This is a genomic window from Stutzerimonas stutzeri (assembly GCF_002909485.1).
Classification (GTDB): Bacteria; Pseudomonadota; Gammaproteobacteria; order Pseudomonadales; family Pseudomonadaceae; genus Stutzerimonas; species Stutzerimonas stutzeri_AH.
In genome coordinates this window covers 1-16,507 of the sequence record NZ_PPXG01000002.1, presented here as the reverse complement: position 1 = coordinate 16,507, position 16,507 = coordinate 1, and the positions used below count along the sequence as shown (strand labels likewise).

Annotated in this window: 12 protein-coding genes, 4 tRNA genes and 1 rRNA gene; all 17 read right to left on the bottom strand. The window is 57.2% G+C overall.

The window, feature by feature from the left end; translation table 11 throughout:
- Positions 1-93: 93 nt before the first annotated feature.
- Positions 94-4,293 carry a DNA-directed RNA polymerase subunit beta' gene (rpoC, locus tag CXK91_RS03560; protein WP_103455023.1) on the bottom strand — a complete coding sequence of 1,400 codons (4,200 nt, stop codon included), beginning with the start codon at positions 4,291-4,293 and terminating at the stop codon, positions 94-96.
- A 65-nt stretch (positions 4,294-4,358) separates the two neighbouring features.
- The gene (gene rpoB, locus CXK91_RS03555) at positions 4,359-8,429 is read right to left on the bottom strand and encodes a DNA-directed RNA polymerase subunit beta (RefSeq protein WP_103455022.1); all 4,071 of its coding nucleotides are present in this window, start codon (positions 8,427-8,429) and stop codon (positions 4,359-4,361) included.
- Between the two features lie 220 nt (positions 8,430-8,649).
- Positions 8,650-9,018 (bottom strand): 50S ribosomal protein L7/L12, encoded by a 369-nt coding sequence (rplL, locus tag CXK91_RS03550; protein ID WP_003280825.1) that lies wholly within the window; start codon positions 9,016-9,018, stop codon positions 8,650-8,652.
- Positions 9,019-9,093: 75 nt separating this feature from the next.
- Positions 9,094-9,594, bottom strand: a complete 501-nt coding sequence (gene rplJ, locus CXK91_RS03545; RefSeq protein WP_102824652.1) for a 50S ribosomal protein L10 — start codon at positions 9,592-9,594, stop codon at positions 9,094-9,096.
- 192 nt (positions 9,595-9,786) lie between these two features.
- A complete protein-coding gene (gene rplA / locus CXK91_RS03540) occupies positions 9,787-10,482 on the bottom strand; it encodes a 50S ribosomal protein L1 (protein ID WP_103455021.1) in 696 nt (231 codons plus the stop codon).
- A complete protein-coding gene (gene rplK, locus CXK91_RS03535) occupies positions 10,482-10,913 on the bottom strand; it encodes a 50S ribosomal protein L11 (protein WP_003280820.1) in 432 nt (143 codons plus the stop codon). Before rplK ends, rplA begins: the two co-directional genes overlap by 1 nt.
- A 110-nt stretch (positions 10,914-11,023) precedes the next feature.
- Entirely contained in the window at positions 11,024-11,557 is a 534-nt protein-coding gene (gene nusG / locus CXK91_RS03530; protein WP_103455020.1) for a transcription termination/antitermination protein NusG, read from the bottom strand.
- 9 nt (positions 11,558-11,566) lie between these two features.
- Positions 11,567-11,935, bottom strand: coding sequence for a preprotein translocase subunit SecE (gene secE, locus CXK91_RS03525; RefSeq protein ID WP_103455019.1), 369 nt, complete (start codon positions 11,933-11,935; stop codon positions 11,567-11,569).
- A 42-nt stretch (positions 11,936-11,977) separates the two neighbouring features.
- Positions 11,978-12,053: transfer RNA gene (locus tag CXK91_RS03520), tRNA-Trp, on the bottom strand.
- A gap of 51 nt (positions 12,054-12,104) precedes the next feature.
- Positions 12,105-13,298 (bottom strand): elongation factor Tu, encoded by a 1,194-nt coding sequence (gene tuf / locus CXK91_RS03515; protein ID WP_015278291.1) that lies wholly within the window; start codon positions 13,296-13,298, stop codon positions 12,105-12,107.
- Positions 13,299-13,382: 84 nt separating this feature from the next.
- Positions 13,383-13,458 (bottom strand) — tRNA-Thr (locus tag CXK91_RS03510).
- Positions 13,459-13,484: 26 nt separating this feature from the next.
- A tRNA-Gly gene (locus tag CXK91_RS03505) sits at positions 13,485-13,558 on the bottom strand.
- 25 nt (positions 13,559-13,583) lie between these two features.
- Positions 13,584-13,668 (bottom strand) — tRNA-Tyr (locus CXK91_RS03500).
- Positions 13,669-13,809: 141 nt separating this feature from the next.
- Positions 13,810-14,481 carry an SPOR domain-containing protein gene (locus tag CXK91_RS03495; RefSeq protein ID WP_103455018.1) on the bottom strand — a complete coding sequence of 224 codons (672 nt, stop codon included), beginning with the start codon at positions 14,479-14,481 and terminating at the stop codon, positions 13,810-13,812.
- A gap of 25 nt (positions 14,482-14,506) precedes the next feature.
- Positions 14,507-15,244: a type III pantothenate kinase gene (locus CXK91_RS03490; protein WP_103455017.1), complete on the bottom strand. Its 738-nt coding sequence runs from the start codon at positions 15,242-15,244 to the stop codon at positions 14,507-14,509.
- Entirely contained in the window at positions 15,241-16,191 is a 951-nt protein-coding gene (birA, locus tag CXK91_RS03485) for a bifunctional biotin--[acetyl-CoA-carboxylase] ligase/biotin operon repressor BirA (RefSeq protein ID WP_103455016.1), read from the bottom strand. The genes CXK91_RS03490 and birA overlap by 4 nt, the downstream gene beginning before the upstream one ends.
- A 122-nt stretch (positions 16,192-16,313) precedes the next feature.
- Positions 16,314-16,429, bottom strand: a 5S ribosomal RNA gene (rrf, locus tag CXK91_RS03480).
- Between the last annotated feature and the right edge of the window lie 78 nt (positions 16,430-16,507).

Below are 16,507 nucleotides of genomic sequence, written 5' to 3'. Positions count from 1 at the left end.
GCACGAAGCCCCGCCAAATTAGGGGTACGAGAGTCTAAAGAGCTTCTCGCCCACCGTCAAGGCAAGCCCTGGCTTGCAGCCAGGGCCAAGCACTTAATTGCCGCTAGAGTTCAGCGCCTCGGTCAGAGCCGCTTCAACTTCATCGGCACTCACACGAACGGGCTTGTCGGCTTCACGCTTGCGCTTGCGCTCGCTGTGATATTGCAGACCGGTGCCGGCCGGGATCAGACGCCCTACGACCACGTTTTCCTTGAGGCCGCGCAGATAGTCGCGCTTGCCAGTAACGGCCGCCTCGGTCAGGACGCGCGTGGTCTCCTGGAAGGACGCCGCCGAAATGAACGACTCGGTCGACAGCGATGCCTTGGTAATGCCCAGCAGAACACGGACGTACTTCGAGACAAACTTGTCGTCCTCGCTCAAACGCTCGTTCTCTTCCAGCACCTGAGTCAACTCCATCTGGTCGCCCTTGATGAAGCTGGAATCACCCGACTCGCTGATTTCGACCTTGCGCAGCATCTGGCGCAGGATGGTCTCGATGTGCTTGTCGTTGATCTTCACACCCTGCAGACGGTACACGTCCTGAATCTCGTTGACGATGTACTTGGCCAGCGCGCTGACGCCCAGCAGTCGCAGGATGTCATGCGGGTTGCTCGGACCATCGGAGATGACCTCACCCTTGTTCACCTGTTCGCCCTCGAAGACGTTGAGGTGACGCCACTTCGGAATCAGCTCTTCATACGGATCGCTGCCGTCGGTGGGGGTAATGACCAGGCGACGCTTGCCCTTGGTTTCCTTACCGAAGGAAATCGTGCCGCTGATTTCCGCCAGAATGGAAGGCTCCTTTGGACGACGCGCTTCAAAGAGGTCGGCAACGCGCGGCAGACCACCGGTGATGTCGCGAGTCTTCGAGGTCTCCTGCGGGATACGCGCGATGACGTCACCCACATTGATCTCGGCGCCGTCAGCCACACCCACCAAGGCGTTAGCCGGCAGGAAATACTGGGCTGGTACGTCGGTACCCGGCAGCAGCAGCTCCTTGCCACTGGAGTCGACCATCTTGATCGCAGGACGAATATCCTTGCCAGAGGCCGGGCGGTCTTTCGGATCCATGACTTCGATGTTGGTCAGACCGGTGAGCTCATCGGTCTGACGCTTGATGGTGATGTTTTCTTCCATCCCAACGAAGGTTACAACACCCTTCATTTCGGTAACGATCGGGTGAGTGTGCGGGTCCCATTTGGCAACCACAGCACCGGCATCAACCTTGTCACCTTCTTTCACCGAAATTACAGCACCGTAAGGCAGCTTGTAACGCTCACGCTCACGACCGAAGTCGTCGGCAACTGCAAGCTCTCCGGAACGGGAGACCGCGACCAGCGCGCCATCAGCACGCTCTACATGCTTCAGGTTATGCAGGCGAATGGTACCGCCGTTCTTCACCATGACATTGTCGACGGCCGAAGTTCGGCTCGCCGCACCACCGATGTGGAACGTACGCATGGTCAGCTGGGTACCCGGCTCACCGATGGACTGAGCGGCGATAACGCCCACTGCCTCACCGATGTTGACCTGATGTCCCCGGGCCAGATCACGGCCATAGCACTTGGCGCAGATACCGTAGCGGGTTTCGCAAGAAATCGGCGAGCGCACGACCACTTCGTCGATGCTGTTCAGCTCGATGAAGTCGACCCACTGCTCGTCAACGAGAGTGCCCGCCGGCACCAGCACGTCGTCGGTGCCCGGCTTGAATACATCACGCGCGATCACACGACCGAGCACTCGCTCACCCAGCGGCTCAACTACATCGCCACCTTCAATGTGCGGAGTCATGAACAGACCCTGCTCGGTACCGCAATCAACCTCGGTAACGACCAGATCCTGCGCAACGTCGACCAGGCGGCGGGTCAGATAACCCGAGTTCGCGGTTTTGAGTGCGGTATCCGCCAGACCTTTACGCGCACCGTGCGTGGAGATGAAGTACTGGAGTACGTTCAGACCTTCACGGAAGTTTGCGGTAATCGGCGTCTCGATGATGGAGCCGTCCGGCTTGGCCATCAGACCACGCATACCGGCCAGCTGGCGAATCTGGGCAGCGGAACCCCGCGCGCCCGAGTCGGCCATCATGTACATCGAGTTGAACGAGTCCTGCTCCACTTCTTTGCCGTCACGGTCAATGACCTTCTCTTTCGAGAGGTTGGCCATCATCGCCTTGGACACTTCGTCGTTGGCCTTGGACCAGAGGTCAATCACCTTGTTGTACTTCTCGCCCTGGGTAACCAGGCCGGATGCGTACTGGCTTTCGATCTCCTTCACCTCTTCGGTAGCCGCGTCGATGATGCGCGCCTTCTCGTCCGGAATGACGAAGTCATTCACGCCGATCGAGACACCAGAGATGGTGGAGTAAGCGAAGCCGGTGTACATCAGCTGGTCGGCGAAGATGACGGTGTCCTTCAAGCCAACGGTGCGGTAGCACAGGTTGATGAGCTTGGAGATCGCCTTCTTCTTCATCGGCTGGTTGACCACATCGAACGCCAGGCCGGCCGGAACGATCTGGAACAGCAGTGCACGACCAACGGTGGTGTCGACGATACGAGTGTTCTTGGTAATGGTACCGTCGCGGTCTTTGATCACTTCGTTGATGCGCACTTTTACACGCGCATGCAGCGAGGCGTCACCACCACGGAAAACTCGATCCACTTCCTGCAAGTCCGCGAATACGCGCCCTTCGCCCTTAGCGTTAACCGCTTCGCGGGTCATGTAGTACAGACCCAGTACCACGTCCTGCGAAGGAACGATGATCGGCTCGCCGTTGGCAGGCGACAGGATGTTATTGGTCGACATCATCAGCGCGCGCGCTTCCAGCTGGGCTTCCAGCGTCAGCGGCACGTGCACGGCCATCTGGTCACCGTCGAAGTCGGCGTTGTACGCAGCGCAAACCAGCGGGTGCAGCTGGATCGCCTTGCCTTCGATCAGAACAGGCTCGAACGCCTGGATACCGAGACGGTGCAGGGTTGGCGCACGGTTGAGCAACACGGGGTGTTCGCGAATCACCTCAGCAAGAACGTCCCAAACCTCTGGCAGTTCGCGCTCGACCATTTTCTTGGCCGCCTTGATGGTGGTAGCCATACCACGCATTTCCAGCTTGCCGAAAATGAACGGCTTGAACAGCTCTAGCGCCATCTTCTTCGGCAGGCCGCACTGATGCAGTCGCAGGGTCGGGCCCACGGTGATCACGGAACGACCGGAATAGTCCACGCGCTTGCCGAGCAGGTTCTGACGGAAACGACCCTGCTTGCCCTTGATCATGTCGGCCAGGGACTTCAACGGACGCTTGTTGGAACCGGTGATGGCACGACCGCGACGGCCGTTGTCCAGCAGCGCGTCGACGGCTTCCTGCAGCATGCGCTTTTCGTTGCGCACAATAATATCCGGCGCAGACAGGTCGAGCAGACGCTTCAGGCGGTTGTTACGGTTGATCACGCGGCGATACAGATCGTTGAGATCCGAGGTCGCGAAGCGGCCGCCATCTAGCGGAACCAGCGGGCGCAGGTCCGGCGGCAGGACCGGCAGTACGGTCAGGATCATCCACTCTGGCAGGTTGCCCGAGCCAAAGAAGGCCTCCATCAGCTTCAGACGCTTGGAGAGCTTCTTGATCTTGGTCTCGGAGTTAGTCTGCGGGATTTCCTCGCGCAGCCGACCGATTTCGTGCTCCAGGTCGATCTGGATCAGCAGCTCGCGTACAGCCTCAGCGCCCATGCGGGCATCGAAGTCGTCGCCGAACTCTTCCAGCGCTTCGAAGTACTGCTCATCATTCAGCAGCTGACCCTTTTCCAGCGTCGTCATGCCCGGATCGATGACCACATAGCTCTCGAAATAGAGCACACGCTCGATGTCGCGCAGGGTCATGTCCAACAGCAGGCCGATGCGGGACGGCAGCGACTTCAAGAACCAGATGTGAGCAACCGGTGACGCCAGCTCGATGTGCGCCATGCGCTCGCGACGCACCTTGGCCAGCGCGACTTCAACACCGCACTTCTCACAGATAACACCGCGGTGCTTAAGGCGCTTGTACTTACCGCACAGGCACTCATAGTCCTTTACCGGGCCAAAGATCTTGGCGCAGAACAGGCCGTCACGCTCCGGCTTGAACGTACGATAGTTGATGGTTTCCGGCTTCTTTACTTCACCGAAGGACCAGGAACGGATCATCTCGGGCGAAGCCAGGGCAATCTTGATGGCATCGAACTCTTCGATTTGACCCTGGTTTTTCAGCAGATTCAGCAAGTCTTTCAAGGCCTTTCCTCCTCACGGACCTGCGACACCCGGCTAGTGCCGGGCGCCGCGTAGGCGGTGCGTGGTTATTCGGTTTCCAGATCGATATCGATACCGAGCGAGCGGATCTCTTTGATCAATACGTTGAAGGATTCCGGCATGCCGGCCTCCATACGGTGATCGCCGTCCACGATGTTCTTGTACATCTTGGTCCGCCCGTTCACGTCGTCCGACTTGACCGTGAGCATTTCCTGAAGGGTGTAGGCGGCGCCATAGGCCTCCAGGGCCCAGACCTCCATCTCCCCGAAGCGCTGACCACCGAACTGAGCCTTACCACCCAGCGGCTGCTGGGTAACCAGGCTGTAGGAACCGGTGGAACGCGCGTGCATCTTGTCGTCGACCAGGTGGTTCAACTTCAGCATATACATGTAGCCGACGGTGGTGGTGCGCTCGAACTTGTTACCCGTGCGTCCGTCGAACAGCTGCATTTGACCGCTTTCCGGCAGATCCGCCAGCTTCAGCATGGCCTTGATCTCGCGCTCCTTGGCTCCGTCGAATACCGGAGTGGCCATTGGAACACCCTTACGCAGGTTGTTCGCGAGGTCCAGCACCTCCTGATCGCTCAGGTCGTCCAGATTCTCCTGACGACCGCCGATCTCGTTGTATATCTCGTGCAGGAACTTGCGTAGCTCAGCGACCTTGCGCTGCTCTTCGAGCATCAGATTGATTTTCTCACCCAGCCCCTTGGCGGCAAGGCCCAGGTGGGTTTCGAGAATCTGACCGACGTTCATACGCGACGGTACGCCCAGCGGGTTGAGCACGATGTCGACCGGCGTGCCATTGGCGTCATGCGGCATGTCTTCTACCGGCATGATGACCGAGACGACACCCTTGTTACCGTGACGACCAGCCATCTTGTCACCCGGCTGAATGCGCCGCTTGATCGCCAGGTAGACCTTGACGATCTTCAGTACACCCGGCGCCAGGTCATCGCCCTGCTGCAGTTTGCGCTTCTTGTCTTCGAACTTGTCGTCGAGCAGCTGACGGCGGTCGGAAATGTAGGCCTGGGCCTTTTCCAACTGCTCGTTCAGGGCATCTTCTGCCATGCGCAGCTTGAACCACTGGCCGTGCTCCAATCCGTCGAGAATCTCGTCGGTGATGACAGCACCTTTCTTCAGGCCAGCACCGCCTTCGGCGGTCGCTCCGACCAGAGCCGAGCGCAGGCGCTCGAAGGTGGCTCCTTCGACGATGCGGAACTCCTCGTTGAGGTCCTTGCGGATCTCGTCGAGCTGCATCTTCTCGATGGCCAACGCACGAGTGTCACGCTCGACGCCGTCGCGGATGAATACCTGAACGTCGATAACGGTACCCTTGGTGCCGGTCGGCACACGCAGGGAGGTGTCCTTAACATCGGACGCCTTCTCACCGAAGATCGCGCGCAGCAGTTTCTCTTCCGGCGTCAGCTGGGTCTCACCTTTCGGCGTCACCTTGCCAACCAGAATATCGCCTGGGCCGACTTCGGCACCGACGTAGACAATGCCTGCCTCGTCCAGCTTGTTCAGCGCAGCCTCACCCACGTTCGGAATGTCCGCGGTGATTTCCTCTGGGCCGAGCTTGGTGTCACGCGACACACAGGTCAGCTCTTGGATATGGATAGTGGTGAATCGATCTTCCTGAACCACACGCTCCGAGAGGAGGATGGAGTCTTCGAAGTTGTAGCCGTTCCAAGGCATGAACGCGACGCGCATGTTCTGCCCGAGCGCCAGCTCACCCATATCGGTGGAAGGGCCATCGGCCATGATATCGCCACGTTCGACCACGTCACCCTTGCGAACCAGCGGACGCTGGTTGATGCAGGTGTTCTGGTTGGAGCGGGTGTATTTGGTCAGGTTGTAGATGTCGACACCAGCCTCGCCGGTTTCGACCTCAGCATCATGAACACGTACGACCACACGACTGGCGTCGACCGAATCGATGACACCGCCACGACGAGCAACCACGCAGACGCCGGAGTCGCGCGCCACGTTCCGCTCCATGCCGGTACCGACCAGCGGCTTGTCCGAACGCAGAGTCGGCACGGCCTGACGCTGCATGTTCGAACCCATCAGAGCGCGGTTGGCGTCGTCATGCTCGAGGAACGGGATCAGCGAGGCAGCGACGGAAACGACCTGCTTCGGCGACACGTCCATCAGCGTCACGTCTTCGGGCGCCTTGACGGTGAATTCGTTCAGGTGACGCACAGCCACCAGCTCGTCAACCAGCTTACGGCCATCCAGCTTGGCGCTGGCCTGGGCGATTACATGGTCAGCCTCTTCGATTGCCGAAAGGAACACGATCTCGTCGGTAACTTCGCCTTCCTTGACCACGCGATACGGGCTTTCCAGGAAGCCGTACTGATTGGTCCGGGCGTAGGCAGCCAGGGAGTTGATCAGACCGATGTTCGGGCCTTCCGGTGTTTCGATCGGGCACACACGGCCGTAGTGGGTCGGGTGTACGTCACGGACTTCGAAGCCGGCGCGCTCACGGGTCAGACCGCCCGGGCCAAGAGCCGAAACACGGCGCTTGTGGGTGATCTCAGAGAGCGGGTTGTTCTGATCCATAAACTGCGAAAGCTGACTGGAACCGAAGAACTCTTTCACCGCCGCCGCAACCGGCTTGGCGTTGATCAGATCCTGCGGCATCAGGCCTTCACTTTCGGCCATCGACAGACGTTCTTTGACCGCACGCTCGACGCGCACCAGGCCAACGCGGAACTGGTTCTCGGCCATCTCGCCGACACAACGGACACGACGGTTACCCAGGTGATCGATGTCGTCGACAATGCCTTTGCCGTTACGAATGTCGACCAGGGTCTTGAGGACCGCAACGATGTCTTCGCGGCTCAGCACGCCCGAACCTTCGATCTCGGTGCGACCGATACGACGGTTGAACTTCATCCGACCTACGGCGGACAGATCGTAACGTTCCGACGCAAAGAACAGATTGTTGAACAACGTCTCGGCAGCATCCTTGGTTGGCGGCTCACCAGGGCGCATCATGCGATAGATCTCAACCAGCGCTTCTAGCTGATTGGTGGTCGAGTCGATCTTCAGCGTGTCGGAGATGAACGGACCACAGTCGATATCGTTGGTGTACAACGTCTCGAAGCGAACAACCTGCGCTTTTACGATCTTCGCCAGCGCGTCGACGGTCAGCTCGGTGTTGCACTCGGCAATGATCTCCCCGGTAGCCGGATGCACGATAGCCTTGGCCACGGTACGACCCAGCACGTAGTCCATCGGCATCTCAAGCTCTTTGATGCCGGACTTGTCGAGCTGATTGATGTGACGCGCAGTGATGCGCCGACCTTGCTCGACGATGACTTTGCCGTTCTCATCCTTGATATCGAAGGTCGCGATTTCGCCACGCAGCCGCTGCGGCACCAGTTCCAACGAGAGGCTTTCGCCCTTCACGTGGAAGATATTGGTGTCGTAGAAAGCGTCTAGTATTTCTTCGGTGCTGTAGCTCAGCGCCCGCAGCAGCACCGAAGCCGGCAGCTTGCGGCGACGGTCAATACGCACGAACACGGCATCCTTCGGATCGAATTCGAAGTCCAGCCAGGAGCCGCGATAAGGAATGATGCGCGCCGAGTACAGCAGCTTGCCCGAGCTGTGGGTCTTGCCGCGGTCATGATCGAAGAACACGCCCGGCGAACGGTGCAGCTGGGAAACGATGACGCGCTCGGTGCCATTGATGATAAAGGTACCGTTCTCGGTCATCAGGGGGATTTCCCCCATGTAGACTTCCTGCTCCTTGATATCCTTGATGGCCTTGTTCGACGATTCTTTGTCGAAAATGATCAGGCGCACCTTAACGCGCAGAGGAACAGCGAAGGTCACCCCGCGCAGGACACATTCCTTGACATCAAACGCCGGGTCGCCCAGACGGTAGCCAACGTACTCCAGCGCTGCGTTGCCGGAATAGCTGATAATCGGAAAAACGGATTTGAAGGCTGCATGCAAGCCAATGTCGCGGAACTGATCTTTGGTCGCTCCCGCCTGCAGGAATTCGCGGTACGAATCCAGCTGGATGGCCAAAAGATACGGCACGTCCATAACGTGCGGTAACTTGCTAAAGTCCTTGCGGATTCGTTTTTTCTCAGTGTATGAGTAAGCCATCAGCGTTCCCCAGCTTGGTCACCTGCTTGTTTGGCTTCTCCCGACGGGAGCAGCCAGAAAATCTTGCGAATCCCTTGATTCGCACCGCCCTTCAGGACGGCCTTTCCATCATCGCTACCGGGCGAACACCAAGCAGCTATAACGGAAAAAGGCCGGTGGCAAGAGCCACCAGCCATCAGCCTTTCGCGAGTCGCTCGGGCTGTAGACGCAAAGTCGTCGCTTACTTGAGCTCGACTTTAGCGCCTGCTTCTTCCAGAGCCTTCTTGGCTGCTTCGGCTTCTTCTTTCGAAACGCCTTCCTTGACCACGCCTGGGGCACCGTCAACGACAGCCTTGGCTTCTTTCAGGCCCAGACCGGTCAGCTCGCGAACAGCCTTGATCACGTTGACCTTCTTGTCGCCGGTTTCAGTCAGGACGATGGTGAACTCGGTTTGCTCTTCAGCAGCAGCGGCAGCCGGGCCAGCGGCGGCGACCGTGGCAGCAGCAGCAGTCACACCGAACTTCTCTTCCATTGCCTTGATCAGTTCAACAACCTGCATCACGGACATTTCGGAAACGGCGTTGATGATATCTTCGTTGGTCAGAGCCATGACTCTAGTTCCTGTATTAAGGTGACGGCCTGCGGCCATCTAATTCAAAAAGTGATTTCGAGAGAAGCAGCACGCTTAAGCGGCGGCAGCTTCTTTCTGGTCGCGAACGGCTGCCAATGTACGAGCCAACTTGCTGGTAGCGCCCTGAATGACGCTCATCAGCTGAGAAATGGCTTCGTCGTAGGTCGGCAGAGTTGCCAGTACGTCGATCTGATTGGCTGCGAGGAACTGCCCCTCGAACGCAGCGGCCTTGATCTCGAACTTGTCCTGACCCTTGGAGAACTCCTTGAAGATACGAGCAGCAGCGCCCGGATGTTCGTTGGAGAACGCGATAAGGGTCGGGCCTTTGAACACGTCGTTGAGCACTTCAAACTGAGTGCCATCAACAGCGCGGCGCAGCAGAGTATTACGTACGACACGCACGTAAACACCTGCTGCGCGGGCCTCTTTACGGAGTCCGGTCATGGCCCCCACGGTCACGCCACGGGCATCAGCCACGACAGCGGACAGGGCGGCTTTGGCAGCCTCGTTGACTTCAGCGACGATGGCCTTCTTGTCTTCGAGTTTGATTGCCACGGGTTACACTCCTGGATGTTACCGTTTCATCCGGTCGAGACCGGACTGGATTTGGTGTCTGATTCGGTACGAATCGGGAGCACCTCTGCGTAGGCTTTTGGTTTAAGGCTTGCGCCGCCTACGGTCTTGGATAGCCCCCGCCAGGCAGGGACCCCAATTTTGCAGACACCCTGCGAACAGGGCGCCGTAGTCTTACGCTTCCAGGGAAGCCTGATCGATGACCAGTCCCGGACCCATGGTAGTGCTCAGGGTCACGCGCTTGACGTAAATACCTTTCGAAGTCGATGGCTTCAGACGCTTCAGATCCGAGAGCAACGCTTCAACGTTCTGCTTCAGCTGACCGGCCTCGAAACCGACCTTACCCACGGAGGTGTGGATGATGCCGTTCTTGTCAGTACGGAAACGCACCTGTCCGGCCTTGGCGTTCTTGACGGCGGTCGCGACGTCGGGAGTCACAGTGCCGACCTTCGGGTTTGGCATCAGACCGCGCGGGCCGAGAATCTGACCCAGCTGGCCAACCACACGCATTGCGTCTGGCGACGCGATAACTACGTCGTAGTTCAGATCGCCACCTTTCATTTCAGCGGCCAGCTCGTCCATACCAACGCGATCAGCGCCAGCAGCCAGCGCAGCTTCAGCGCCCGGCCCCTGAGTAAACACTGCTACGCGAACAGTTTTGCCAGTGCCGTTCGGCAGAACCGTGGCACCACGAACAACCTGATCAGACTTACGCGGGTCCACACCGAGATTGATAGCAATATCGAACGACTCGGCGAACTTCACCGCGGAGACTTCTGCCAGCAACTTTGCAGCGTCTTCGAATGCGTACTGCTTACCAGCTTCGATTTTCTCAGCGATAGCTTTCTGGCGCTTGGTCAACTTAGCCATTACACACCCTCCACATTCAGGCCCATGCTGCGAGCCGAACCAGCGATGGTTCGAACGGCAGCTTCCATTTCGGCAGCAGTCAGATCAGCCTGCTTGGTTTTGGCGATCTCTTCCAACTGCGCACGAGTAACGGTGCCGACCTTTTGGGTGTTGGGGCGAGCGGAACCGCTGGTGATACCAGCAGCTTTCTTCAGCAGCACTGCAGCCGGGGTACTCTTGGTTTCAAAAGTAAAGCTGCGATCACTGTAAACAGTGATGATTACTGGAGTCGGCAGACCGGGCTCCTGGCCCTGAGTCCTGGCGTTGAACGCCTTGCAGAATTCCATAATGTTAACGCCATGCTGACCCAGAGCAGGACCAACGGGCGGCGACGGGTTAGCCTGACCGGCCTTTACCTGAAGCTTGATGTAAGCTTGAATCTTCTTAGCCATATTCACTCCGTTACGGGTTATAGCGCCTCGCGGCTCCCCATTGCTTATTTATCCCGGTGACGACAAAACCCCGCAGCCTGAAGCTGCGGGGTGTGGGATGCTTCGTTCAGTTAAACCTTCTCGACCTGGCTGAACTCCAGCTCTACCGGAGTAGAGCGACCAAAGATCAGGACAGCGACCTGAATCCTGCTCTTCTCGTAATTAACTTCTTCGACAACACCGTTGAAGTCCGCAAACGGGCCATCAGCCACGCGCACCACCTCACCAGGCTCAAAGAGTGTTTTAGGCTTCGGCTTGTCCGTACCATCAGCAACGCGACGAAGGATTGCCTCAGCCTCTTTGTCGGTAATGGGCGCCGGCTTATCCGCCGTACCACCAATAAAGCCCATTACGCGCGGCGTATCCTTGACAAGGTGCCAAGTACCCTCGTTCATATCCATATGCACAAGAACGTAGCCAGGAAAGAATTTGCGCTCACTCTTGCGCTTCTGCCCGTTACGCATCTCGACGACCTCTTCGGTCGGAACAAGAATCTCGCCGAACTGATCTTCCATTCCGGCAAGCTTGACGCGCTCAACCAAAGAGCGCATGACGTGCTTCTCGTAACCCGAGTAAGCATGCACAACGTACCAACGCTTAGCCACGAGACACCCTTAGCCAACAACCATGGAAACCAACCAACCGAGCAGGGAATCGAGCCCCCACAACAGCAGCGCCATAACCAGAACCACAACAACGACAATCAAGGTGGTCTGGGTAGTTTCTTGACGGGTTGGCCAAACAACCTTGCGAATCTCACCACGCGCTTCTTTCAGCAACACAGCAAAAGAACGCCCTCTAGATGTCTGCAGCGCGACGAACGCAGCCACTACACCTATTGCAAGGACCGCAAGGACTCGATAGAGAATCGGCTCAGCGGAGTAGTATTGATTACCGACTACGGCAATCACCACCAAAGCAACCACAACGAGCCACTTCACCAGATCGAAGCGCGCATCATTGGCTTCAGCTTTGATATTCATCTGCTAGAACCTTGTAAAGACTGCCAAATTCGGTATTGAAAATGGCAGGCCAGGAGGGAATCGAACCCCCAACCTGCGGTTTTGGAGACCGCCGCTCTGCCAATTGAGCTACTGGCCTAGAAAGAGTCAGGCCGACTATTATGCCGACCTGCTTGAAACAGATCAATCGTTATTCGACGATCTTAGCAACTACGCCAGCACCAACGGTACGGCCACCTTCGCGAATTGCGAAGCGCAGACCATCTTCCATGGCGATCGGCTTGATCAGGGTAACAACCATTTTCACGTTGTCGCCCGGCATGACCATCTCAACGCCTTCCGGCAGTTCGCACGAACCGGTAACGTCGGTGGTACGGAAGTAGAACTGAGGACGGTAGCCCTTGAAGAAAGGAGTGTGACGACCACCTTCCTCTTTGGACAGAACGTACACTTCAGCTTCGAACTTGGTGTGCGGCTTGATGGTGCCCGGCTTGGCCAGTACCTGGCCACGCTCTACGTCGTCACGCTTGGTGCCGCGCAGCAGTACGCCACAGTTCTCACCAGCACGACCTTCGTCGAGCAGCTTGCGGAACATCTCGACACCGGTACAGGTGGTCTTGGTGGTGTCACGCAGACCAACGATCTCGATTTCTTCCTGGATCTTGACGATACCGCGCTCTACACGACCGGTCACAACAGTACCGCGACCAGAGATGGAGAACACGTCCTCGATCGGCATCAGGAACGGCTTGTCGATGGCGCGAACCGGCTCAGGGATATAAGTATCCAGAGTCTCGACGAGCTTCTTGACGGCAGTGGTGCCCATCTCGTTGTCGTCCTGACCGTTCAGAGCCATCAGCGCGGAGCCGATGATGATCGGGGTGTCGTCGCCCGGGAAGTCGTAAGTGCTGAGCAAGTCGCGCACTTCCATCTCCACCAGCTCCAGCAGCTCGGCGTCATCAACCATGTCAGCCTTGTTCAGGAACACGACGATGTAGGGAACACCAACCTGACGGGACAGTAGGATGTGCTCGCGAGTCTGCGGCATGGGGCCGTCAGCAGCGGAGCAAACCAGGATCGCTCCGTCCATCTGGGCAGCACCGGTGATCATGTTCTTCACATAGTCAGCGTGACCCGGGCAATCAACGTGCGCGTAGTGACGAATATTGGAGTCGTACTCTACGTGCGCGGTGTTGATGGTAATACCGCGAGCCTTCTCTTCCGGTGCGCTATCGATCTTGTCGAAGTCGACACGAGCGGAACCGAAAACCTCGGAGCACACGCGAGTCAGAGCGGCAGTCAGAGTAGTCTTGCCATGGTCGACGTGACCAATGGTGCCGACGTTGACGTGCGGTTTGTTACGTTCGAACTTTTCTTTAGCCATCGAGACCGTCTCCCATCGTTGAATTGAGCTAGTCACGCCACCATTAAAACAAAGGCAGATATTTACATATCTGCCTTTGTGGTTTGGAGCTCATGAGCGGATTCGAACCGCTGACCTCACCCTTACCAAGGGTGTGCTCTACCAACTGAGCTACATGAGCAAAGCTTATGTCGTAACCATCGAAGCTGGAGCGGGTAGCGGGAATCGAACCCGCATCATCAGCTTGGAAGGCTGAGGTTCTACCACTAAACTATACCCGCGAAAGCCGAAGCCTACGCTTAAATCTGGTGGAGGGGGAAGGATTCGAACCTTCGAAGTCTATGACGTCAGATTTACAGTCTGATCCCTTTGGCCGCTCGGGAACCCCTCCAAAGTGAGGCGGCATTTTCATCACTTGCCACCCTACTGTCAAGCATTTTCTCATATAAATCTTGAGGTTAGCTTTACTGACAGCCGATTCGCCTAGGAGTCTTTAAACCCTGCCGACGAAGCGGGCGCCATTCTATGCAAACTAATCCGAAGATGCAACGCTTGTGCAGGCCATCTGCCGGTGCTGCAGCATAGGCATATCGCTCTTCAGTCCTTGCAGCATCGTATCGTCGACCTGATGACGACTGCCTACCGCAATACGGACCCAGTACTTACGATGCATTCTGGGCAATTCGCGGACTAAGGCCGCGTAGTCCACTTCGCGTAGACGAGCCACCACGCCCTCCGCAGAGTCTTTACGAGAGAATATCCCCAGGGAAATGCCATTGGCCAAATCGCCAACGGTAATGATGTAGCTATCTACATTGCGACTTTGCAACTCACGCAACTGGCGCAACGACGCCTGCCGTGAAGCCAACGGCGGCAGATACACCCAGTAATCTACGCCCCCAATGACATCGACGTGCTGCATCTCCGACTGCACGTCCAAACTAAGAAGCCGCTGCTCAAGGGAGGCGGCGGCCTGCTCATCGTCGAAGCCACCCAGGAAGAGGCAGGAGTTATCGTCGGTACCAGGCCCCGATACCGCCCGCCGAGCAGGGGCTGAGGACTCGCTAAGCAGCGCTATATTTTGTTGAGGCCGATTATATGCATCAAGCGGAGTCACCTCCTTGACTCGCACGGGCGCCTGATACTGATGCTGTACCCAGAAGAAGACGTTCAACAGCATCAACAGGAGAAAGAACCAACGCATGCAAACTTCGACCTTTTATATGGCGCTAGGGGCAAGCGATAGCCAGCCCGCGAAAAACCAGATCTGGCACACGGGTTACTTGGTCGCAATTTTCGATCAACTCCGCGTCGCCTCCAGTGACGTAAATGGCGAAGTCGCTCCCCAGATAATCGCTTGCCTGCGATATCTGGTAGCCGACAAAGCTCCGCAACATCATCAAGCAACCCCGCTCAACAGCCTCGGCCGTTGAGCGCCCAGGGCCAGCACCATAACCCGATGCAGCCGCTTCGGCGCTGTAACTAATACGTCGCGTATGGGTATGCAATTGGTGCCGAAGCAAGGATATGCCGGGACAAATATAGCCCCCGAGATGAACCCCATTAGCATCCACCAGATCGGCCGTAACCGCAGTTCCCAGATCAAGCACAAGCAGCGCACCGCGGGCAATCTGAAAAGCGCCGATTATAGCCAGCCAACGATCCATCCCCAGCCGCTTATAATCCTCGTATCCATTTATTACCCCAGCAAGCTCTTTTGCTGGCACCGCACGCACAACCTCAATGGCTAGCACTTCAGATAGGCGCGAACACAGCGCCATCGTTTCCTCATCACTACGCACACTAACCAGCCTTGCACGCGAGATACGCAACACAGAAAGCCCTACTAGCTCACCAAGCAATTCGCCGATCGAGACAGAGGCTCCCTGCGCGACAATAACAGCCGAACCGACCTCCAATACACGCCACTTGATCAAGCTATTACCGCAGTCGAGCTCAAGAATCATGGATCTAGCCTCAAGCTTAGCTCTCCGCCACTAAACGAACGTTCACAGCCGTCGAGCCTCATCCTGATCCCTCCCTGCTGGTCAACCCCCAGCACGACGCCAGAGAACTCATACGATCCAGAACTAAGCGTGCAATTACGCCCCTGCCAGATATGGCTAGCTTCCCACTCGTCCCTCAACGCAGAAAATCCCGCCGCAGAGTGCCGGTCCAAATACACCCCTAGCGTCGCTGCTAGCGTCAGAACCAACTCGTTGCGATCAACCATCCCAATCTGCTCTTTGATGGAAGTCCAGAGCTGATCTATGCCTTCGGCACGAACCATATTGACGTTGATGCCAACGCCAATAATTACATGGCATACATCCGCCGGATCGCCGGTAAGCTCTAGCAAAATACCTGCGATCTTGCGCCCGTCGACATAGACATCATTCGGCCATTTCAGCCCGACCTCCGCGACGCCCAGGCGACGCAGTGTTTGCATTACCGCCAGCCCCGCCACCAGGCTCATGCCGGCTAACTGCTTAGCGCCACCGTGAACCTTGAAAGCAAAACTGCAATATAAATTTTGCCCGAATGGGCTAACCCATAAACGCCCGCGCCTCCCCCTTCCAGCAGTTTGCGCCTCAGCGAGAACAATGAAGGGCCGCTCGCCCGCGCGAGGCAATAGACGTAGTGCTTCAGCATTTGTGGAGTCAATCGTGTCGTAGAGATTCAGTGCCCAATTCAACTGCATCAATTGCGGATTGAGGTATTCGTATTCAAGTAGCGACAGGGGCTCTGCTAGACGGTAACCGCGCCCGGGCACCCTATAAAGCGACAGCGCCGTTTCGCCCTGAATGCGCTGCAAGTGCTTCCAGACAGCACTGCGAGTGACGCCGAGCGCCTCACCCAACTCCTGCCCGGAATGAAACCGCCCATCTTGAAGCAATCTCAACAGCCTGTTCATGCCACCCCCCAGTCAAGAGGCCTGAATAATAGCGATACGAACGGTAAGTGCCTACAGCAGCTTCCGAGCACACAAAAGCAAACCCCCGACCGGATTTCTCCGATCGGGGGTTTGGGATAAGAGCTTGACGATGACCTACTCTCACATGGGGAAACCCCACACTACCATCGGCGATGCGTCGTTTCACTACTGAGTTCGGGATGGGATCAGGTGGTTCCAACGCTCTATGGTCGTCAAGCAATTCGGTTGGGGAGTCGGTGTTGAGTCGCTTCCCCTAATTGGGTATGTGATGTCTGTTTCGGTGTTGCTTGCGAGT